Source organism: Microbacterium sp. 22215 (assembly GCF_052045655.1).
GTDB classification, from domain to species: domain Bacteria; phylum Actinomycetota; class Actinomycetes; order Actinomycetales; family Microbacteriaceae; genus Microbacterium; species Microbacterium phyllosphaerae.
On record NZ_JBQEPC010000001.1, the window covers coordinates 69134 to 89907 of the forward strand.

Here is a 20774-nt window from a genome sequence, read left to right on the forward strand (position 1 = left end):
GGAGGCGGTCAGGGGCACGTCTCGAACACGTACTCCGCATGGCCGGGCGTGACGAGATCGCGATCCCTCAGCACCATGGATGCCGGTGACTCGTCGTCGGCGCACATCTCGGCGAACGTGCGAGGAAGCTCGTCGGAGTACTCGATGTCGACCACCGCGTCGCCGTAAATGTCGGTGAACGCGGCGCATTCTTCGTAAGCGGCGCACTCCTCGACGACCGCGAAGTCGAAGCCGGCGCGCTCGTGGAGCACCGCCGCATCCTCCGCCGCGTTCTTCTGCCCGGCGGCCAGGCCCGCGTCGTGAGCGACGTCGACGAGCAGCGCGGCGAGGGCCAGGTTGTCGTCGAGCGTGAGCGCGCCGTCCGAGCGCGTGTACGAGTCGAGGTTGTCGAACTCCACGGCGTCGAAACCGGCATCCGCGCAGCCCTCGATCCACGGCCCGACCGTCTCGGCGATGCGCTGGCGACGGTCGTCGGTCGAGGTGTCGAGCAGGGCTTCGTCGGGCCAGTCGGGGTCGAACACGGGCGTGCCGTCGCTCTGCAGCAGCAGGTCATCGGGCCACGAGTCGAGCTCGCCCGGCTGGGTCTGGAAACCGTTGACGTAGCAGATCGAGTAGAGGCCGTCTGCGGGATCGTCCGAGCGATCGCGGCCGACGATGCCGACGCCGTCGGCGGGGTCGTACGCACCGCCGAGCTGATAGTCGGGGGTCGCTCCCGCGGGCGGAAGCACGAAGGTCGAGGTGCCATCGGAGGCGGTCGACGCGCACCCCGACAGCGCGAGGGCCAGCGCGGCGGCAGCGGCGAAGACCGCCGTCGCCCGCCTCAGCTGCCCGCTCCGTACAGCGCGGCGATCTCTTTCGAACCCATACCCCGATCGTACGTGCCGTGCTGCGGCCAGCCGACCGGGGAGTCCTCCCACTGCTCCTGGCGTCCGTACGGCAGCAGGTCGACGAGCCCCTGCAGATGGCTCAGCCGCTCGGTGCCCCGCCCGTTCGTGTGCCAGGTGCGGTAGACGGTCTCGCCGTCGCGCAGGAACACGTTCACACCGAAGCCCTCGTTCGGCCCCGCGTCCATGTCGGCCCCGAACGGGCTGTCGGCGCTCGAGTACCACGGCATCCGATTGCCCACTCGATCGCGATAGGCGAGGGCCTCGTCGATCGGTCCGTTCGTCACGATCACGAACCGGGCGTCGTAGTACCGCTCGAGCACGTCGAGCCGCGTGAACTGCGAGGTGAACCCCGTGCATCCGGGGCACTGCCACTCGTTGCCGTCGCTCCACATGTGGTTGTAGACGATGAGCTGAGGATGCTCGTCGAAGACGTCCGAGAGCGGCACCGCGCCCTCCTCGCCGACCAGCGTGTACTCCGGGAGCTCCACCATCGGCAGGCGTCGTCGCTCGGCTGCGATCGCATCGAGCTCCCGGGTCGCCGCCTTCTCGCGTACGCGCAGCACGTCGAGTTCTCGTCGCCAGGTCTCGGCGTCGACGACGGGTGGAAGGGGCGTCTGGGTCGTGCTCACGGTGGACCTCCGGATGCTCAGAGAGACGGTCCCCTCAGTCTGCGCTCAGCCACCGACACGGTCAACGGGGTGCGTCGACGGCCTCGCTCGGCACCTCCTCGGCGGGGTTCCGGCGGATGCCGATCCACGACACGACTCCGCCGAGCACCAGGAGCGCCGCGGTGACGATGGCGGCGTTGTGGAATCCGGCGAGGTTGAGCGTGCCGCCGATGATGGTCGACAGCATGGCGACGACGAGGAGGCCCGCGACACGGGAGACGGCGTTGTTCACGGCAGAGGCGATCCCCGATCTCGATTCGTCGATCGCCCCCAGGATGGCCGAGGTCAGCGGGGCGACGGTGAGCGCGAGCCCCAGACCCAGCACGATCATGGCGGGCAGAACCTGCCACCAGTAGTCGAAGTCCTCAGCGACGAGCAGCAGCATCAGCGCTCCCACCGCCATGATGAGCGGTCCGACGGTCATGAAGATGCGCGGCCCGAATCGCCCGGCCCACGAGCCTGCGCGCGAGCTGAGGAGGATCATCAGGATCGTGATCGGCAGGCTCGCGAGACCGGCGGCGGTGGCGCTGAGACCGGCGCCCTGCTGCAGGTACACGCCCAGCACGAAGCCGTTGAGAGACAGCGCGGCGTAGACGAAGAGCGTCGCGAGGTTGCCCCACGCGAAGTCGCGCACGCGGAAGAGTGACAGCGGCATCAGCGGGGTGGAGGAGCGCTGCTGGCGGATGAGGAACCACGCGAACAGTGCGGCGCCGCCGATGCCGGGCAGCCAGATCACGGGGGACTGCCAGCCGAGATTCGGCTGCTCGATCAGCGCGAACACGACGGCACCGAGTCCGATCGCGCACAGGGCACCGCTGGCCCAGTCGACCCGGGCGCCGCTCGGATGCTCTTTCAGCTTCAGGCGGGAGAGCAGCAGGAGGGTGACCGCGATCGGGACGACATTGATGAGGAACACGAACCGCCACGACAGGAAGTCCACGAAGAGGCCGCCGAGCAGCGGGCCGATCAGTTGGGCCGAGGTCGTGAACGCGGTCCAGATGCCGATCGCGCGCGACTGCACGTCGGCGCGCATGGTCGCGGTGATCAGCGCCAGCGAGCTGGGCACCAGCAGGGCGCCCGCTGCGCCCTGGGCCGCTCTCGCGATGATCAGGAACAGCGGATCGGGGGCGGCGGCGACCGCGACGGATGCGACCCCGAACGCGATGAGGCCGACACGCATCACGAGCACGCGTCCGTAGGCATCCGACAGCGAGCCCGCGAGCAGGATGAGCGCGCTGAGCGTGATGAGATACGCGTCGACGACCCACTGCTGGGTGGTGATCCCGCCGCCGAGCTCCCGGCTGATCGCGGGGAGCGCGACCGTCACGACGGTGCCGTCGAGGAAGGTCACGAAGGAGGCCAGCACGGCGACCGAGATCACGAGCCGCTGCAGGGGTGCGAAGCGAGAGGATGCCACAGGCCGACACTACTGCCGTCGGAGGGGTCGCGGGCGGGTCAGTCCGTCGCGGTGCTTCGACGGTAGAGCTCGCGGAGGCCCGCGGTTCCGTTCTCGGCATACGCGTCGCGCTGGCGCCGGGCTCCGGAACCCTCGGCACGGATGCGGGCGATCCCCTCCATGACGAAGTCCTCGTCGCCCAGGTGCGCGAGCGTCGGGCGCAGCCTCCGGAGGAGGTCGTCGGCGATCGCCGAGGCAGGGGCCGGGTCGCCGCTCACCGGGTCGACGAGCAGTGCCTCGGGTCCGTACCTCGCCGCCGTCCACAGTGACGCGTCGATCGCGTCGAGGCCCAGCTCGGGCAGACCGTCGAGCGCGTCGCTCACGAGGAGCGCTCGGGTGAGGACGGCGGCGAGCAGGGTGTCGTCGACCGTCAGCTGCGCGTCGAACACCCTCACCTCGACGGTGGGGAATCGCTCCGAAAGCCGCACCGTCCACGACAGCGAGCTCGCCTCGGGGATCGCCCCCATGCCGACGAGCCGAGCGAGCTGCGCGCGATAGTCGTCGAGATCGCGGAAGTGCGGTGGGCTCCACGACGAGGGGAGTCGGCGGATGAGGATGCTGCGCCAGCTCGCGAAGCCCGAATCCCGGCCGTGCGCGAAGGGTGCGTTGCCGGTGAGGGAGAGCAGGGTCGGCAGCCAGGCGCGGACGCGGTTGACCACGCGGACCCTCTCCTCGTCATCGGTGACCTCGACATGGACGTGCAGGCCGTTGACCTCGTGCTCGCGGGTGATCTCGACGAGCTGGGTCGAGACGGCGTCGTAGTGCGCCGACGACGACACCGCGAAGCGGTTGGGGGAGATGAAGGGTGTGCCGGTCGCGCCCACGATCGCGTCCTGATCAGCGGCGTAGGTGCCGAGAAGACGTCGCGTGCGGCGCAGCTGCGCCTCGGCATCCGCTCTGTTCTCGATCGGCGCCGTCGCCGACTCGATCTGACAGGTCAGGTACTCGGGAGTGAGCCCCGCGCCCACCTCGTCAGCGAGGCGTTCGCGGGTGTGCGGGCTCATGGCCGTCGGGACGAGAGTCTGCTCATCGAGAAGGACGAACTCCTCCTCGATGCCGAACCGGGCCACGGAGGGCGGCCCTAGTGCTCGCGCAGTGCCGAGATGAGCTCGGCCTTGCGCTTGCCGCTGTACCCGGTGAGGCCGAGTTCCTTCGCGCGGGCGCGCAGTTCGTCGACGGTCCAGTCCTCGTAGTCGCCGTGCTCTCCGCCTCGGCGTCCCACGGCGCTGCGACCCTCTTTGGCTGCGGCGTTCGAGATACGCGCCGCCTTCTCCTTCGAGGCGCCGTCGCTGCGGAGCTCTTCGTACAGCTCCGGGTCCTTCAGGGAGTCGTTCCTGCGTCCTGGCATGTCCTGTGCTCCTCTCGCACGTCGGGAACCCCCGCGTCAAGGGGCTCTGGGGCGCAGGGGGCGCGGGTCTAGGTTGATTCACCGTAGACGGGCGCCCCCCTGCGTCCTCAAGAAGGGAAATCCGATGAACATCCTGCTGATCATCGTCATCGTCGTCGCCGTCATTCTCGCGATCACCGGCGGACTGGTTCAGTCCCTGCAGTTCCTGCTGTGGGTCGGACTGGTGCTGCTGGCCATTGCGGTCATCGCCTGGTTGATCCGATCGATCTCGGGCAACCGCACCCGCTGATCTACGCAGTGAGGCCCGCTTCGGCGGGCCTCACTCCGTTTTTCGGGATCAGTCCCTGGAAGCGTCCCGCAGGCCGTCTCCGACGTTGCGAGCGGCGTCCTTCACGTTCTCCCCGGCCTGCTTGACCGAAGCCTTCGTCTGGTCGGCGCGACCCTCGGCTTCGAGGCTCTCGTTGTCGGTCGCCTTTCCGACGCCCTCCTTGATCTTTCCGCCGGCCTTCTCGGCTGCGTTCTTGACGTCGTCTGCACCACTCATGGGGAGATTCCTTTCATCCGTCGATCAATGGATGACCACCGTCGCACGGGCCCGGAATCCTGCACACGGGATTGACAACGACGACCGCGCGTGACAGACGGAATCCGTCATCGACGCAGGCCACCGCGAGGGCTAACCTGGCCTCAGGCGGGTGGCCCTGCCCGCTCTCACCTCGGCTGCGGCCGACGACGGAGGCGGTACGAGATGGATTCGATGATGATGGGCGCGATGCGCTCGAACATGATGTCGATGCCCGACATGGCGATGATGGACATGTCCGTCATGCAGGCGTGCATGGACGCGTGTTCGGCCTGCGAGCAGGCATGCACCGTGTGCTCGACCCAGATGATGGACTGCTCGCCGGCGTGCATGAACTGCGCCGACATGTGCAACACCATGATGCGCTCGATGATGCGGATGCAGGGCATGACACCCGCGTCGATGATGGCGATGCTCGATGCCTGCATCGCGATGTGCCAGACGTGCATGGACGAGTGCATGCAGCACGCCGACAGCAGCGAGGTCTGCAAGATGTGCGCTCAGGCGTGCCAGGCCTGCATGGACGCGTGCATGGCCGTCAAGAACATGATGATGGCGGCTGCCTGAGCAGCTGCCCGGGTCGTTGAGCGAGGAGCGCAGCGACGAGACGACACGCGATCAGGAGAGCGCGACGTTGAACTGCGTGCGGCCCACGGCCAGCACGCCGTAGCGCACATGCAGGGCGATCGGCGTGCCCGCCGGCGCCTCGAGCGCTGCGCCTGCGCCGTTCCACAGCACGTGGGCAGATCCGTCGAGGGTGCGCACGACCAGGTCGCCCGTCGTCGCGTCTGCGTGCTCGACGATCGCGTCGATCCACTCCGACGGAGTCGCCGAGGCGATGCGCGCCTGGATCAGGTGCAGGGCGTGACCCGCCGCGAACGACGAGCAGGCGAACCCGTGCCGGCACATGCACGCAGAACGCTCACGCACCGAGAGGGGCGAAAGGTGGTTCAGCGGCGTGGACACGGTGGTCTCCTTCGTGAGTGGACGTTCCGGCAAGAGTAGGTCGGCACCAGTGGCGAGGGAACCCGGGCCGACACGGTGTGAAACAAACGGGCGTAGACTCGCCGGGTGCTGTTGTCGATGAGCGCTCTCCGGATGCCGGATCGAGCGCAGAACGGAGCCGCAGGCGCTTTCCGCGCCGCAGGCAGAGGCTGACGATCGGCCGGAGGCGGAACATCCCGTCCCCGGGGCCACGTCGTACCCGGCATCCGGTCCGGATGCTCCCTCTCTTCTCCTTCTGTCGCGATCCGCGGCCTTCACGAAAGCACCTCTCTCATGCGTCCCATCGACGAGCGCACCCTGCGCGCCTCCTTCCTCAACGCCTCCCGCAAGGAGGTCTCCGACCTCACCCTGCCGCCCGGCTTCGCCGAGATCGAGTTCGACAGGCTCGACTACCTGGGCTGGGTCGACCCCAAGCTCCCTCGTCGCTCGTACGTCGTCGCGTGGATCGACGACGTGGTCACCGGCGTGATCCTGCAGCGCGCCGAGCAGCGCGTCATCGCCAGGGCCCAGTGCTCATGGTGCGAGGACGTGACGCTGCGCAACGACGTGCAGCTGTACGTCGCCCGCAAGGCGGGTCCTGCCGGCCGCAAGGGCGACACCATCGGCACTCTCGTGTGCACGGAGTTCGGATGCTCGAAGAACGTGCGGGTGCTGCCGCCCCTCGCCTACGACGGGTACGACCGCGAGCTCGCGCGGGAGATGCGGATCGTCAGGCTGCAGGAGCACGTCGCCGCGTTCGTCGCCGCGGTGAAGGGCTGATCCGCCTCACACGATCTCGAGCCGAGTGACCGTCTCCTCGTCGTCGCAGGACCCGCCGACCCAGAGGCGGATCGTCCCGGCCTCGACGCGTTTCACGCCGTCGAGGCCGGTGAAGGCGAGCCGATCGATCGGCACGTCGAACTCGACCACGGTCTCGGCGCCCGGGGCGAGCGTGACGCGTCGGAAGTCCACCAGCTGGGCGACCGGGCGGGTCACGCTCGCGACCTCGTCGTTGGCGTAGAGCTGCACGACATCGGTCGCCTCGACGCTGCCGGTGTTGCGCACCCGCACGGTCGCCCGGAAGGTCTCTCCCGCCGCGACGGTCGCGGGCACCGCGAGATCGTCGTGCGTGAACGTCGTGTAGCTGAGGCCGAATCCGAACGGCCGAGTCGGGGTCGGATCGGCACTCGTCACATCGGTGCGCCCGCCGAGCACCGGGTGCAGGTACGAGTACGGCTGCGCACCGGCCGACCGCGGCAGTGACACCGGGAGGCGTCCGGACGGCGCGACGCGCCCGCTCAGCAACCCGGCGAGGGCGGGCGCGCCCTCCTCTCCCGGAAAGAACGTCTGCAGCACGGCTGCGGGGAGGGCGGCGGGAGATGGAGTCGCGGTGCCGGCGGCATCCACCACTCCCAACCCGGTCGTCGTGCCTGCCGCACCTGCGCGCGGTGGCAGCGCCCAGTCGAGCACATAGGGGCGCCCCGTCATCGTGATCAGGATCACCGGGGTGCCGGTCGCGACGACCGCCTCGACGAGCTCGCGCTGGATGCCGGGGAGCTCCAGGTCTTCCACGTCGTTGCCCTCGCCGACCGTGCCTCGTCCGAACAGACCGGCACGGTCGCCCACGACGACGATCGCGACATCCGCCTGCGTCGCCGCCTCGACCGCGACGGGGAGGCGTGAGCGGTCGGCGCCCTCGACGTCGCACCCGGTCGTGCTCGTGAACTCGGCGCGGGGGAACTCGGCGCGCAGTGCGTCGACGACGGTGGGCAGCTCGATTCCCGCGGGGGTTCCCGGGTGAGTGGCGAGCACGTGGTTGACGAACGAGTAGCAGCCCATCAACGCCTCCGCGCTGTCGGCGTTGGGGCCGATCACCGCGATGCGCGACGCGGTGGCCGGGTCGAGCGGAAGCGCTCCGTCGTTGCTCAGCAGCACGACGGACTCCTCAGCGAGCTGTCGGGCGAGCGCGCGGTGCTCGGCGGGGTCGAGGTCGATCGCGGTCGGCGGCGTGTCGAAGTCGGCATCCAGCAGGCCGAGCGCCTCCTTCTGCGCGAGCACACGGCGAACCGCCTGATCCAGAATCTCGGGAGCCAGACGTCCGTCGCGCACCTGCTCTGCGAGCGTCTCGAACGCATCGGGGGAGGGCAGTTCCACATCGATCCCCGCCGTGATCGCGAGGCGTGCGGCATCCGCGGAGTCCGCGGCGACCCGCTGCATGCTGTGCAGGAAGTCGACCGAGAAGTAGTCCGAGACGACGACGCCGTCGAAACCCCAGCGTTCGCGCAGGATGCCGGTGAGATAGCGCGGGTCCGCGGCGAGCGGCACACCGTCGATGTCTGAGTAGGAGTTCATCACGCTGCGTGCGCCGCCCTCGCGCACCGCCATCTCGAACGGCGGCAGCAGCACGTCCTCGATCTCGCGTGACCCGGCACTTACGGGCGCATGGTTGCGGCCGGCTCTGGACGCGGAGTATCCGACGAAGTGCTTCAGCGTCGCGTGCACTCCCTCGGACTGCAGCCCGCGCACGTAGGCGGTGCCGACGCGCCCGACCACCAGCGGGTCCTCGGCGATGCACTCGTCGACCCGCCCCCACCGGGGATCGCGGATGACGTCGAGCACGGGTGCGAGCCCCTGATGGATGCCGAGAGCCCGCATCGACGAACCGACCGCCGCCCCGACCTCCTCGACCAGCGCGGGGTCGAACGAGGCGCCCCAGGCGAGGGGGGTCGGGAAGGTCGCGGCCTTCCACGCGGCGAGACCGGTCAGGCACTCCTCGTGCACGATCGCCGGGATGCCCAGTCGTGTCTGCTGCTGCAGTCGGCGCTGCTCGGCCCACAGCCACGCCGCCCGCTCGACCGGGTCGACGGGTCTGGTGCCGTAGACGCGGGTGAGGTGGCCGATGCCGTTCGCCGACGCATCCTCGTAGCGCGTGGAGCTCTTCTTCTCTCCTGACATCGGCGCGACGACCTCGACGCCCTGGTCGATCCAGTAGCCGACGAGCTGTGCCTGCTTCTCTTCGAGGGTCATCCGGGCGAGGAGCGCCTCGACGCGGGGCGAGCGGGTGGGGGAGCCGGGGGACTGCGGCATCGTGTTCTCCTTCTCGATCTCTTCGGCCGGGGGCGTCGCGGGTGCGACCGGCTCAGCCCTTGACAGCACCGGTGAGCCCTCCGACGATGCGCCTCTCGAACAGGCTGAAGAAGATCAGCGCGGGGATCATCGACAGCGAGGTGAAGGCCAGCACCTTCGCCGTGTCGACGGAGTACTGCGAGGCGAACGACTGCACCCCGAGCGGCAGGGTGAACGCCGCCTGGTCGTTGAGGATGAACAGCGGCAGCAGATAGCCGTTCCAACTGCCGATGAAGGCCAGGATGCCGGTCGTGATGACGCCCGGCAGGGAGAGCGGCAGCACCATCCGCCAGAAGAATCCGAGGCGACTGCATCCGTCGATGAACGAGGCCTCCTGGATCTCGTCGGGGATCGCCCGCAGGAACGGCACGAGGATGATGATCGTCGTCGGCAGGGCGAACGCGATCTGCGGCAGGATGACGCCGCCGAGCGAGTTCATGAGTCCGAGGCTGCGCACCACGATGTAGAGCGGGGTGATCGCGACGGTCAGCGGGAACATCAGTCCGGCGGCGAAGAACGCGTAGAGCACCCCGCGTCCGGCGAACCGGTAACGGGCCAGCACGTACGCGGCCATGAGCCCGAGGGTGACGGTGCCGACGGTCGTCGCGAGGGCGACGATCGTCGAATTGCCCACCAGACGCCAGAACACGTCGCCGGTGAGCACGTCGAGATAGTTCGACGCCACCCACGGCTGGGGGAGCCCCGCCGGATCGGTCGTGATCTGGGCGTTCGTGCGGAATCCGCCGGTGATGATGTACGCGATCGGTGCCAGCATCAGGCCGACGGCGATCAGTGCGACGAAGTACACGGCGGGGTTGGCCCACGGCAGCCGAGCCTTCGCGGCGCGGCCCGAGCGGCCGGAGCGGCCGGGCCGCTGCGTGACGAGTACCGAGGTGGCGGTCATCGGACCAGCTCCTTCTCGAGTTCGGGTGCGGTCGGCTGCGGGTCGACCGGATGCCGTGACCTCTTGCGTGATGACGGGGCACCGGTGAGCGCGCCGTCGGTGTCTCGGCGCAGCACGGCGCGCTGGTAGATCAGCGCGACCACGAGCGAGATCAGGAAGAGCACGACGGCGACCGCGTTTCCGTAGCCGTAGTTGCCGGCGTTTCGCCCCTCCGAGACCATGTACGTCGCCATGGTCGAGGTGCCCGCGGTCGACGCGATGTACTGACCCCAGATGATGTAGACGAGATCGAACAGCTGCAGCGAGCCGATGATCGACAGGAATGCCCAGATGCGCAGCGTCGGTGCGAGCAGGGGCAGCGTGATGCGCCACTGGATCTGCCAGTACGACGCGCCGTCGATCGCCGCCGCCTCGTGCAGCTCCTCGGGGATGCCCTGCAGGCCCGCGAGGAAGAGGATGACGGCGAAGCCGATGTACTTCCACGTGATGATCGCCATCAGGGTCCAGATCGCGATGCCCGGATCCGACAGCCAGTCGGTCGCGAGGAATCCCAGCCCCATGTTCGTGAGCATCGCGTTGAGTGCGCCGTTGGTCTGGAGCATCAGACTCCACCCGGTGCCCACGACGACCTCGGAGATCACATAGGGGACGAAGATCAGCACCCGGATGAGCGACTGACCCCGCATCCTCCTGTTCAGCAGCAGAGCCAACAGGACGGCGATCGGTCCCTGCAGCACGAGGGAGAAGACCAGGATGAAGCCGTTGTGCGCGAGCGCGTCGTGGAACAGGGGGTCCTGAAGGATCGTCAGGTAGTTCTTCAGTCCGACGAAGTCGGTGGGAGGGCCGTACCCCTGCCAGCTGAAGAAGCCGTAGTACGCCGCCATCAGCACCGGGAAGATGACGAAGGCGAGGAAGACGAGCAGGGCGGGCCCGGCCAGAAGGATCACTTCCAGCCGGGCGCCCTTCTCACGCTTTCGCTGCGGCATCCTGCACAGCCTTGACGAGATCCTTCGCAGAGCTGTTGCCGGCGAGCAGGTCGACGACCGCGACGTTGAGAGCGTTGCCGACGTTCTGCCCGTAGACGGTGTCGAGCCACTGGGTCGCGTACGGTGCGTCGTTATACGCGGCGAGGATGTCCTGCAGGTACGGCTCCGTGACGGCCTCCTGCGCGACGGTGTTCACCGGCGGGGCGTTGAACGCCTTGTAGTACTCGGTCTGCACCGCGGACGTGCCGAGGTAGTTCAGGAAGTCGACGCAGGCGTCGGGCGCATCGACCGAGCACGAGTAGCCGTCGACGCCGCCCATCATGGACCCGGGTTCGCCGTCGCCGCCGTCGACCTCGGGGAACGGGAACCAGCTGAGGTCGGCCAGCGGCTTCTGGTCGGGGGTGAGCGAGCCGATGACACCGGGGTTCCACGCGCCCATCAGCTCCATCGCGGCCTTGTGGTTGGCGATCAGACCGGCCGAGCTGCCGGCGCCCTGCTGGGCCGGGGTCGTCAGGAAGCCGGAGTTGAACGGCTCCGTCTCGGCGAACGCCTGCAGATCCTCACCCGCGCGCACCCAGCAGTCGTCGCTGAAGTCCATCTCGTCCGCGGCCGTGGCGAGCGTGTCCGAGCTGCACTCGCGCAGAGCAAGCCAGTAGTACCAGTGCGCGGCGGGCCAGGCATCCTTCGCGCCGAGGGCGATGGGGTCGATGCCCGCGGACTTCAGCGACTCGGTCGCGGCCTCGAGTTCGTCGAGGGTCGTCGGGTTCTCGGTGATGCCCGCCTCGTCGAACAGATCCTGGCTGTAGAAGAGACCTCCCGGCAGCACGGCCACGGGCATGGCGTAGACCTTGCCGTCGAGGCTGCTGGCCGAGTACGCGGCATCCGGGATCTCGTCCTTCGCTCCACCGGCGATCGAGTCGGTGAGGTCTTTCAGCTGGCCGGCCTTGACCATCGCGGCCATCTTGCCGCCGCCTCGCTGCAGGAAGATGTCGGGTGCGTCGCCGGAGTTGAGTGCGGTCTGCAGCTTGCCGTCGAGGTCTTCGTTCTGGATCGACTGGATCTCGATCGTGACGCCCTCGTTGTCCGCCTCGAAGTCGGCGACCGTCTTCTCCCAGAACTCCACTCCGGGGCCGGTCGTCGAGTTGTGCCAGAGCGTCATGGTGGTGGTGCCGTCACCACCGCCACCGCCGTTCGTGTCGCCGGTGCAGCCCGCGAGCGTGAGCGCTCCGACGGCCAGCACCGACACCGCTGCGGCGAGGGGGAGCCTTCTGCTGTTCATGTGATCGTTCTCCTCATCGAGATGTGCGCACCGCGTCGCTGCGGTCGCCTGCGGCAGCTCGGGTGAGACCGCAGTGGGATGCAGTCTTCAGTCGGCAGCGACGATCGTCAAACGTTTTCGAAAACAGTTTCCGCGGGACTGCGAGCGGGGCTACGCTGGCGTCTCATGGGGGCTCGGACCACGATCCACGACGTCGCGAAGGCGGCCGGAGTCTCGGTGTCGACCGTCTCGAAGGCGGTCAACGGACGATACGGGATCGCGGATGCCACGGTGCGGCGTGTGCTCGACACCGTGAAGGAGCTCGGGTACGAGTCGAGCCTCGTCGCGAGCAGCATGAGAGCGCGACGCACCGGGGTCATCGGCGTGCTCCTGGCCGACTTCGAGCCGTTCAGCGCGGAGATCCTCAAGGGCGTCGGTGCGGCCATGCACGACACGGGCTTCGACCTGCTCGCCTACGCGGGTTCGCACCACGGCGCGAGCGACGGATGGGAGCGGCGGTCGCTCAGCAGGCTCTCCGGCACACTGATCGACGCCGCGATCATGGTGACACCGACCGTCGTGAACGCCGGCACCGAGATCCCCGTCGTCGCCGTCGATCCGCACACCGGCCGGGCAGACCTGCCCACCGTCGAATCCGACAGCTTCGGAGGCGCGCTCGCCGCCACCAGGCATCTGATCGAACTCGGCCACCGGCGGATCGGGTTCCTCGCCGGACGGCCCGATCTGCGATCGGCGGGCCTGCGTGACGCCGGGTATCGACGTGCGCTCGCCGATGCGGGCATCCCGCTCGACCCGTCGTTGATCGGCATCGGCCGCTACGAGCTCGAGGCGACGCGCGAGTCCGCGCGGGTGATGCTCAGCGGAGACTCCCGCCCCACGGCGGTGTTCGCCGCGAACGACCTCTCGGCGATCGCGGTCATCGACGTGGCCCATCAGCTGGGCCTGCGCGTGCCCGCGGACCTCTCGGTGGTGGGATTCGACGATGTGCCAGAGGCGACCAGGCGGGCTCTGCCGCTCACCACGATCCAGCAGCCGATGCGGAGGTTGGGCGCGGTGGCGGCCGACATGGTGTTCACGCTGCTCTCGGGCGGCGAGATCGACGAGATGAACGTGATCCTGCCCACGCGACTGGTCGTGAGGGCTACGACGGCCGCACCGCCGCGGTGACCTCCCGCGCATGCTGCCACGCGGCATCCGCCAGGTCCGTCGACAGCCGCGTGAACTCGGCGACGCTGCGACGCCCCGGCCAGTCGGCCGGGAGCATCGACGGGGGCAGGCCAGGGTCGACGTACGGCAGCACCCGCCATCTGTCGATGAGCTGCACGTAGGCGGCGAACGGTTCGGCGGGAAGCGTCGTCAGGGACTGCTGGAAGGCGAGGTGCTCGGCGCGCAGCGTGTCGAGGTCCCACCATTCGGCGGCGGCCTCGGGCAGCGTGCGCGGCGTCGTCGGTGCGCCTGCTTGGAACAGCGTCACCCAGGCGCGCGCGTCGAGCTCCGCGACGATCTCGAGGACCTCGTCCTGCAGATGACCGGGGCAGATCCACAGTGCGGGCGACACGACTCCCGCACCGATCCACTGCAGACGGCGGCGCAGCTGATGGCGGATGCTGCGCGCGCTCTCGGGGATCGAGAACGAGATGAGGCACCAGCTGTCGGCATCCGTCATCTCCCTCATCTCGAAGATGCGGCGATCGCCACGTTCCAGCATGGTGACGGCATCAGGGTTCAGCCGGTAGCCGACGGCGTGCCCGCGCTCGGCGAGCAGCAGACCCTTCTGCTTGAGACGGGTGATGCCCGTGCGCGCCTGCGCCGTCGGAATGTCGAGGTCACCCGCGAGCGACACGAGATCGGCGGCCGAGATCCAGCCGCCGATCGGGCGCAGATAGAGTCCGACGATCGTGCGGAGAAGCGAGGCCGTGCTGCCGGGCCGCGCATCGATGTCGTCGAGCACGGGGCCCTTCACGACCTCCCCGGTGGGCTCAGTGGTCATGCGACTCCAGCGCATCGCGCACTGCGAGCACGCCGGTGAGCGTCTCGACGTGCGACGTGCTCAGCGGTGAGAGACCCAGGCGGATGCCATCGGGGAAGCGGAAGTCCGGGATGATCCCGTCGGCCCACAGGCGCTGCGTCACGGCGCGGAAATCGGGGTGTCCGATCGTGACGTGGCCTCCGCGCAGCTCGGCGTCGCGCGGGCTGAGCAGGCGCACGTCGAGAGGCGCGAGGAGCTCGTCGTAGGTGCGGACGGCGAAGTCGGTGAGGGAGACGGCCTTCGCACGGACGGCCTCGATCGAGGCCTGCTCGATCAGGTCGAGCATCCCCTGCATCGCGACCATCGAGGTGATGGGCGGGGTGCCGCTGAGGAGCTGGCGGATGTCGCCGGCGGGAACGTATTCCGGACCCATCGCGAAGATGTCGGCGGCGCTCCACCAGCCCTGGATCGGCTGGCGCAGCACTCCCTGGAGTTCGCGTCGCAGATACGCGAACGCGGGGGAGCCCGGTCCGCCGTTGAGGTACTTGTAGGTGCAACCGACCGCCATGTCGACACCCCAGGCGTCGAGCTGCATCGGGATGATCCCGGCCGAATGGCAGAGGTCCCACATCATGAGAGCGCCGACCTCGTGCACGGCATCCGTGATCCCCGGCATGTCGGCCAGGGCCCCTGAGCGGTAGTCGACGTGGCTCAGTGAGACGAGCGCGGTCTTGTCGGAGATCACGGTGACCACATCGGCGATCCGCACGCCGAGTACGGGGTCGGGTTCGATCCAGCGCACGGTCATGCCCGTCTCTGCGGCGACGCCCTCGGCCATGAACCGATCGGTCGGAAAGTTGCCCGCCTCGATCACGAGCTCGGTGCGCGTCGGATCGGCGGTCGCGGCGGCGCGCATCAGCTTGTAGATCAGCACGCTCGTCGAATCGGCGACGACGGTCTGACCGGCGGCGGCGCCGAGGGTGAGGCTGCCGATGCGGTCTCCGAGCTCCATCGGGAGCGCCATCCACTGCTCGTCCCACGAGCGGATCAGCCGGGTTCCCCAGTCGTCGCGGACGAACGCGGCGAGCTTCTCGGGGGTGTCGCGCAGCGGACGGCCGAGCGAGTTGCCGTCGAGGTAGGCGCCGACACCCGGTGCGTCAGCGAACGCGGCGAGGTGGGCGTGCAGCGGGTCGGCGGCGTCGAGCGAGCGCGCTGCCTCGAGCAGAGCGTCATCGATGCGGGTGGAGTCTCGAGTGTCGGTCATGTCATGCCTTCAGATCAGCGCTGGTCAGCGGGCGGGCGAGAGAGGGGGCGGTGTCGTGGCCGGTGTCGGCGGGGGTGCCGGTGTCGGGAAGGAGGAGGAGCAGGGATGCGGGATCGAGCGGATCCTGCGGTGCGAGCGCGCGCAACAGGTCGGTGCCGGTGACGCCGGCGGCTCGCAGCGCGGTGAGCTCTGCCGTGCTCACGCCGACCGGGGTGGGACCGTTGCCCATGTCGGTGCCGTAGAGCACCGTGCCACCCGCCGCGTGGAAGCGGCGGACGTTGTCGACAGCTGTCTTCTGGGCGTCGCCGTCGTGGACCGACAGCGTCGAGATCCACGAGACGGAGACTGCCTGTGCGGCGATGTCTGCGTCGTCGAGGCGCTCGGTGAAGGGCGCGTGCGCGAGGAATGCGGCGCCGAGTCGTGGCGTGCGCTGCGCTTCGCCGGGGCCTTCGGCATGTGCGACGACCGGAAGTCCGCGCTCGGCGGCGGCGGCGACGATCGCGCGGAACAGGTCGTCGGAGAAGACGGGGCCGGCGGCGCTGTTGCTGGCGACCTTGATGGAGGATGCTCCGGCATCCGCCATCTCGGCGACGGCAGTACTGGCTGAGGCGGCGTCGGCGATCTCGCGGACGGAGCCGGCGGGTGCCCAGCTGCGGTCGCTGGGGTAACCGCCGACCGGGGTGAGGAACGCGCCGGCGAACTCGACGGTGACCGCGTGCGGGGTCGAAAACGCACCGCTCACCTCACCTCGCTCGCTCTGCGGGGTCGAAAACGCACCGCTCACCTCACCTCGCTCGCTCTGCGGGGTCGAAAACGCACCGTGAACCCTCGATTCGGGTGCGTTTCTGACCCCGCCCGGAAGGTCGGGTGCGTTTTGGTCTCCATGGATCGGCGCTGCGGGGAGTGCGCGGGCGGCGATCGTGGCGATGACCGCCGGGTTCGCGCCGAGATCGACGACGCGACCGAGTGTCGAGCCGTGCAGCAGAGCGTGGTCGACGAGCTGCAGATGCACGTGGTGGTCGGTGAACCCGCCGACGATCACGCCGTCGAGGCGGGGCAGATCGTGCGCGGGGGACTCCTCGCGCAACAGCATCTGTCCGTCACGCAGCTCGACGATCCCGTCGCGCCATCCCTCTCCGTCGAAGAACGTCGCGGCGTGCATCAGCCGCCGATCTCGGTGCGCACGGTGTACAGCTCGGGGAAGAACGTCAGGTCGAGTGCGCGCTGCAGGAATCCGACTCCGCTCGAGCCGCCGGTGCCGACCTTCATGCCGATCGTGCGGGCGACGGTCTTCAGGTGGCGGAAGCGCCAGAACTGGAAGTTGTCCTCGAGGTCGACGAGGTCTTCGCACGCCTCGTAGAGGTCCCAGTGCTGCTGGTGGTTCTGGTAGATCTCGCGGATCGCGGGCACCAGCTCGGGGGTCTCGCGATAGGGGAGGCGCACGTCGCGGTCGAGGATCTCGGCAGGGATCGGCAGGCCGCGGCGAGACGCGTAACGCAGGAACTCGTCGTAGAGCGTGGGCTTGTGCCACTCAGCGGTGAGCAGCGCGAGGTTGGCGGGGTGATCGCTGAAGACGCTCAGCATCTTCTCGTTCTTGTTGCCGAGCGCGAACTCGACAGCGCGATACTGCACCGACTGGAAACCCGAGGAGTTGCCGAGCGCGCCGCGGAACTGGGCGTACTCGGTGGGGGTGAGCGTGGCGAGGATCGCCCACTGCTGGGTCATCACATCCTGGATGCGCTTGACCCGCGCGACGCGCTTCAGCGCCTCGCGAAGGTCGTCGCTCGCGAGCAGCTCGCGGGCGGAGGACAGCTCGTGCAGCAGCTGCTTGAGCCAGAGCTCGGTGGTCTGGTGCTGGATGATGAACAACAGCTCATCGTGGTGCTCGGGAACGCTGACCGGGTTCTGCGCGGTGAGCAGCTGGTCGAGCGACAGATACGACCCGTAGGTCATGCGTCCGGACAGATCGGTGACGATGCCGGCCTCGAGCTCGCGCTCGTTGTTCTCGGTGCTCATGGGTCGCTTCCTGTCGTGGGGGACAGGAAGAACATATAACGATCGTGCCGAGCGTCACAATAGTGAAATGTCTTGCGGAGAGTCTTCTTCGACTCGCTCGCGGGCACGACGTCTGGCAGCGAGGATGCCGTCGATGGCGATCCGGATGGCGACATTGATCCCGATCGGGATCAGGAGCACGAGGAGGATGCAGGCGCCGATGACACCTGCCCAGAACGGCACCGCGAACAGCGCGAAGGGGACCGCTCCACTGTCCATGAGCGTCAGATCAGCCCGTGGTGGGAGGTGTCGCGTTGGTGCTTCCGCACGTAGGCGTGCGCTCTTCGAGACGCGCGGGCGGCGATGATGCGACCTCTCATGGTCATGACAAGGGAGTTGATCCCCGCTGACGCGCCATGCAGCAGCGCGACCGCAGCGAGGAACAGGCCCAGGCTGAAGGGCAGGAGTAAGACGAGCAGAAACGCCCCGTTGTCCATGGCCTCAGAGTAGACCCGGGACTCGCCCCATCACAGCCTCGGCGTGCGCGGGGGAGCGGTGCGCCGCTCGCCCGGTGCCCCGATCGCCTCGAAGCCGGCCGCGAGGCGCAGCAGTGCGGAATCGTCATAGGCGCGACCGGCGAACGTCAGGCCGATCGGCATGCCGATGTCTGCCATGAGGCCCATCGGCACGGTGACGGTCGGGATGCCCAGGTGACGCACGGTCAGGTTGCCGTTGGCGATCCAGGTGCCGTTGCGCCAGCCGAGATCAGCGGACGCCACGTTCACGTCCATGTCGGCGGGCCCCACGTCGGCGACCGCCGGGAAGACGACGGCATCGAGTTCGTGCTCGTCCATCCACGACTCGAGGTCGATACGACGTGTCTCTTCGAGTCCGCGAAGCCCGTCGGGGAGCTCGGGCATGTCTTGGAATCCGACGCCCGGGTTGTCGCGCACCCAGCCCGGGTACTCGGCGATGTCGTCGTCGAAGCCGGTATAGCGGTCGGGGAGCGCCCCTTCGGGGTGCGGGAAGATCGACGCCCCGTCGACCTCCGCGAGCGTGTGCAGCTGGGGGTCTCCGTTCGCCTGCAGGAAGTCCTCCCAGCCCCACGCCGACAGATCGACGATCTCGCGCTGCAGGTACTCGGCAGACACAAGCCCGCGGGTCGCGATCGTGGGCGCACCGGGTCGGTCGCCCTCGTAGTTCGAGACCACCGGGAAGTCGACTTCGACCACCGTGGCGCCGGCGGCCTCGAGGTCGCGGCGTGCGGCCTCCCAGCGCTCGATCGCCGACGAGCGGGTCTCGATGCGCTGCCCCGTGGGGCCGCCGATTCCCGGCTCGTCACCCGTGCCGGCATCCGGATCCGCGTTGATGTACATGCGGGGGATGCCGATGCGCGCGCCGCGGAGTGCAGACGCCGCGTCTTCGAGCAGTACCGGATAGGACTCCGGACGCACCTCGGACGACGACGGCAGGGTCACCCACGGCTGGGCGCGCCAGAAGTCGCCACGCACCTCGGCGTCATCGGTGACGATCACGTCGAGCACCTCGAGCAGGTCTGCCATGGTGCGCGCGTGCGGCACGACGACGTCCATGGTCGGGACGAGCGGCCAGTTGCCGCGCGTCGAGATCACGCCGCGTGAGGGTGTGTACGCGCACAGCGCGTTGTTCGTGGCGGGCCCGCGACCGCTCGACCACGTCTCCTCGCCCAGACCGAACGCCGCGAAGCTCGCCGCCGTCGCGGTGCCCGAGCCGTTCGACGATCCGGAGGCGAAGGGCGCGGTGAGGTAGCCGGCGTTGTAGGGACTCTCGGCTCGGCCGTAGACACCGCGCTGCATGCCGCCGTTCGCCATCGGGGGCATGTTGGTGAGGCCCAGGCAGATCGCCCCGCCCGCGCGCAGTCGCTCGATCGTGAACGCGTCGCGCTGTGCGACCAGATCGGCGAACGCGGGGCTTCCGGCGGCGGCGGTGAGTCCGCGCACCAGGTAGCTGTCCTTCGCCGTGTACGGGATGCCGTCGAGCGGGCCGAGCGTCTCGCCTCGTGCGCGTCGGGCATCCGATGACTCTGCCTCCGCGCGGGCGTCAGGGTTCGACACCACGACCGCATTCAGCGCGGTCTCGGTCTCGGGGCTGTCATAGGCGGCGATGCGCGCGAGGTACGCGTCGACGAGTTCGACCGCGGTTGCTGCGCCGGTTTCGAGCGCTCGCCGCAGGTCGGCGATAGAGGTCTCGACGACGTCGATCATGAGTGCACCGCCACGCTCGGCTGCTGCTGGGTGATGCAGTGGATGCCGCCGCCGCGGTCGAAGAGCGGGCGGGCATCGACCGTGACCACGCGTCGACCCGGATAGGCGTCGGCGAGGATCTCTCTGGCCGTGGCGTCGGCATGCTCGTCACCGAATCCGCACGCGACGACGCCGTCGTTCGTGACCAGGTGGTTGACATAGCTCCAGTCGACGAAGCCCTCCTCGTCGCGCAGCGTGGCGGGCGCGGGCAGGTCGATGATCTCGAAGCGGCGGCCGGCGGCATCCGTCTGCTGTGCGAGGTGAGCGCGCAGCTCGCGGGTCACGGCATGGTCGGGATGGTCGGGGTTCTGCTGGTCGTGGAGCAGCAGTCGGCCGGGAGAGACGAGAGTGGCGACGATGTCGACGTGCCCGTTCGTGCCGAAGTCGTCGTAGTCGCGGGTGAGTCCTCGGGGCAGCCAGACGGCCTTGGTCGCGCCGATCGTGCGAGCCATCTCGGCCTCGACGCGCTGCCTGTCGGCGAAGGGGTTGCGCCGGGGATCGAGCTGCACGGTGTCGGTGAGCAGCACGGTGCCCTCGCCGTCGACGTGGATGCCGCCGCCCTCGTTGACGAGGGTCGAGCTGACGAGCTCGGCGCCGACCGCGCCGGCGATGATTCGCGCATGCTGCGCCGCCTTCTGCCACTGCGCCCAGGCAGGGGCGCCCCAGCCGTTGAAGATCCAGTCGACGGCGCCGAGAACGCCGGGGCGGTGGTCGTCGATCACGAAGGTGGGGCCGGAGTCGCGCATCCAGAATTCATCGACGGGCGCCTCGACGATGTCGATGCCGCTGCCGCTGCCCAGCATCCGCCGGGCGCGGGTGATCTCGGCCGGATCGACGATCATCGTGACCGGCTCGAACTCGGCGACCGCGTGGGCGACGGCCGTCCAGGTGACGTAGCCCTCTTCGCGCTCGGCCGCGGTCTCGCCGAGCGTCGGCCCCTCGGCGGGGAACGCCATCCAGGTGCGGTCGTGCGGTGCGGTCTCGGCGGGCATGTGCCAGGCCATGATTGTCTCCCTCGCTGCTGATCGCGACCTCGCGGATGA

Annotated in this window: 23 protein-coding genes; 4 read left to right on the forward strand and 19 right to left on the reverse strand. The window is 68.9% G+C overall.

What is annotated here, in order from left to right; translation table 11 throughout:
- Positions 1–8 precede the first annotated feature (8 nt).
- From ACTJKH_RS00390 to ACTJKH_RS00410, 5 genes are all read right to left on the reverse strand, one after another.
- Positions 9–824, reverse strand: a complete 816-nt coding sequence (locus ACTJKH_RS00390; protein ID WP_440735733.1) for an endo alpha-1,4 polygalactosaminidase — start codon at positions 822–824, stop codon at positions 9–11.
- On the reverse strand, positions 821–1516 hold the full coding sequence (locus ACTJKH_RS00395; protein ID WP_440735336.1) for a DUF899 domain-containing protein: 696 nt from the start codon (positions 1514–1516) through the stop codon (positions 821–823). The genes ACTJKH_RS00390 and ACTJKH_RS00395 overlap by 4 nt, the downstream gene beginning before the upstream one ends.
- A 61-nt stretch (positions 1517–1577) precedes the next feature.
- Positions 1578–2972, reverse strand: a complete 1395-nt coding sequence (locus ACTJKH_RS00400) for an MFS transporter (protein ID WP_440735337.1) — start codon at positions 2970–2972, stop codon at positions 1578–1580.
- A 38-nt stretch (positions 2973–3010) separates the two neighbouring features.
- Positions 3011–4081: a carboxylate-amine ligase gene (locus ACTJKH_RS00405; protein ID WP_440735338.1), complete on the reverse strand. Its 1071-nt coding sequence runs from the start codon at positions 4079–4081 to the stop codon at positions 3011–3013.
- Between the two features lie 11 nt (positions 4082–4092).
- Positions 4093–4359 (reverse strand): DUF7218 family protein, encoded by a 267-nt coding sequence (locus tag ACTJKH_RS00410; RefSeq protein ID WP_440735339.1) that lies wholly within the window; start codon positions 4357–4359, stop codon positions 4093–4095.
- 124 nt (positions 4360–4483) lie between these two features.
- Here ACTJKH_RS00410 and ACTJKH_RS00415 point away from each other — a divergent pair, with 124 nt between their 5' ends.
- Positions 4484–4648 (forward strand): hypothetical protein, encoded by a 165-nt coding sequence (locus ACTJKH_RS00415; RefSeq protein WP_164481753.1) that lies wholly within the window; start codon positions 4484–4486, stop codon positions 4646–4648.
- A 48-nt stretch (positions 4649–4696) separates the two neighbouring features.
- On the opposite strand, the gene ACTJKH_RS00420 is transcribed toward ACTJKH_RS00415, so the two are convergent.
- Positions 4697–4903 (reverse strand): CsbD family protein, encoded by a 207-nt coding sequence (locus ACTJKH_RS00420; RefSeq protein ID WP_056313104.1) that lies wholly within the window; start codon positions 4901–4903, stop codon positions 4697–4699.
- A gap of 204 nt (positions 4904–5107) precedes the next feature.
- On the opposite strand from ACTJKH_RS00420, the gene ACTJKH_RS00425 reads away from it, so the two are divergent.
- On the forward strand, positions 5108–5509 hold the full coding sequence (locus tag ACTJKH_RS00425) for a hypothetical protein (protein WP_056313102.1): 402 nt from the start codon (positions 5108–5110) through the stop codon (positions 5507–5509).
- Positions 5510–5560: 51 nt separating this feature from the next.
- Here the strand turns inward: ACTJKH_RS00425 and ACTJKH_RS00430 are convergent, their stop codons facing one another.
- Positions 5561–5908 carry a hypothetical protein gene (locus tag ACTJKH_RS00430; protein WP_440735340.1) on the reverse strand — a complete coding sequence of 116 codons (348 nt, stop codon included), beginning with the start codon at positions 5906–5908 and terminating at the stop codon, positions 5561–5563.
- Between the two features lie 312 nt (positions 5909–6220).
- Between ACTJKH_RS00430 and ACTJKH_RS00435 the strand changes: the two genes are divergently transcribed.
- Positions 6221–6706, forward strand: coding sequence for an FBP domain-containing protein (locus ACTJKH_RS00435; protein WP_440735341.1), 486 nt, complete (start codon positions 6221–6223; stop codon positions 6704–6706).
- Positions 6707–6712: 6 nt separating this feature from the next.
- Here ACTJKH_RS00435 and ACTJKH_RS00440 read toward each other — a convergent pair whose 3' ends face one another.
- From ACTJKH_RS00440 to ACTJKH_RS00455, 4 genes are read right to left on the reverse strand one after another with little or no spacing between them, the layout of a single operon-like run.
- Positions 6713–9013, reverse strand: a complete 2301-nt coding sequence (locus ACTJKH_RS00440) for a beta-glucosidase family protein (protein ID WP_440735342.1) — start codon at positions 9011–9013, stop codon at positions 6713–6715.
- A gap of 52 nt (positions 9014–9065) precedes the next feature.
- A complete protein-coding gene (locus ACTJKH_RS00445) occupies positions 9066–9956 on the reverse strand; it encodes a carbohydrate ABC transporter permease (protein WP_440735343.1) in 891 nt (296 codons plus the stop codon).
- A complete protein-coding gene (locus tag ACTJKH_RS00450) occupies positions 9953–10942 on the reverse strand; it encodes a carbohydrate ABC transporter permease (protein WP_440735344.1) in 990 nt (329 codons plus the stop codon). Before ACTJKH_RS00450 ends, ACTJKH_RS00445 begins: the two co-directional genes overlap by 4 nt.
- Positions 10923–12221 carry an extracellular solute-binding protein gene (locus ACTJKH_RS00455; protein WP_440735345.1) on the reverse strand — a complete coding sequence of 433 codons (1299 nt, stop codon included), beginning with the start codon at positions 12219–12221 and terminating at the stop codon, positions 10923–10925. The genes ACTJKH_RS00450 and ACTJKH_RS00455 overlap by 20 nt, the downstream gene beginning before the upstream one ends.
- A 165-nt stretch (positions 12222–12386) precedes the next feature.
- On the opposite strand from ACTJKH_RS00455, the gene ACTJKH_RS00460 reads away from it, so the two are divergent.
- A complete protein-coding gene (locus ACTJKH_RS00460; protein ID WP_440735346.1) occupies positions 12387–13388 on the forward strand; it encodes a LacI family DNA-binding transcriptional regulator in 1002 nt (333 codons plus the stop codon).
- Here the strand turns inward: ACTJKH_RS00460 and ACTJKH_RS00465 are convergent.
- The 8 genes from ACTJKH_RS00465 to ACTJKH_RS00500 are packed head-to-tail and all read right to left on the reverse strand — an operon-like array spanning position 13363 to position 20735.
- The gene (locus ACTJKH_RS00465) at positions 13363–14211 is read right to left on the reverse strand and encodes a PaaX family transcriptional regulator (RefSeq protein WP_440735347.1); all 849 of its coding nucleotides are present in this window, start codon (positions 14209–14211) and stop codon (positions 13363–13365) included. The genes ACTJKH_RS00460 and ACTJKH_RS00465 overlap by 26 nt on opposite strands.
- The gene (locus tag ACTJKH_RS00470) at positions 14201–15454 is read right to left on the reverse strand and encodes a kynureninase (RefSeq protein WP_440735348.1); all 1254 of its coding nucleotides are present in this window, start codon (positions 15452–15454) and stop codon (positions 14201–14203) included. Before ACTJKH_RS00470 ends, ACTJKH_RS00465 begins: the two co-directional genes overlap by 11 nt.
- 1 nt (position 15455) lies before the next feature.
- Positions 15456–16616 carry an amidohydrolase family protein gene (locus tag ACTJKH_RS00475; RefSeq protein WP_440735349.1) on the reverse strand — a complete coding sequence of 387 codons (1161 nt, stop codon included), beginning with the start codon at positions 16614–16616 and terminating at the stop codon, positions 15456–15458.
- Positions 16616–17470, reverse strand: coding sequence for a tryptophan 2,3-dioxygenase (locus ACTJKH_RS00480; protein WP_056313088.1), 855 nt, complete (start codon positions 17468–17470; stop codon positions 16616–16618). Before ACTJKH_RS00480 ends, ACTJKH_RS00475 begins: the two co-directional genes overlap by 1 nt.
- Positions 17471–17524: 54 nt before the next feature.
- The gene (locus tag ACTJKH_RS00485) at positions 17525–17728 is read right to left on the reverse strand and encodes a hypothetical protein (RefSeq protein WP_440735350.1); all 204 of its coding nucleotides are present in this window, start codon (positions 17726–17728) and stop codon (positions 17525–17527) included.
- Positions 17729–17733: 5 nt separating this feature from the next.
- Entirely contained in the window at positions 17734–17946 is a 213-nt protein-coding gene (locus tag ACTJKH_RS00490) for a hypothetical protein (protein ID WP_440735351.1), read from the reverse strand.
- Positions 17947–17976: 30 nt separating this feature from the next.
- Positions 17977–19692, reverse strand: a complete 1716-nt coding sequence (locus ACTJKH_RS00495) for an amidase (protein ID WP_440735352.1) — start codon at positions 19690–19692, stop codon at positions 17977–17979.
- Positions 19689–20735, reverse strand: coding sequence for an agmatine deiminase family protein (locus ACTJKH_RS00500; RefSeq protein ID WP_440735353.1), 1047 nt, complete (start codon positions 20733–20735; stop codon positions 19689–19691). The genes ACTJKH_RS00495 and ACTJKH_RS00500 overlap by 4 nt, the downstream gene beginning before the upstream one ends.
- Between the last annotated feature and the right edge of the window lie 39 nt (positions 20736–20774).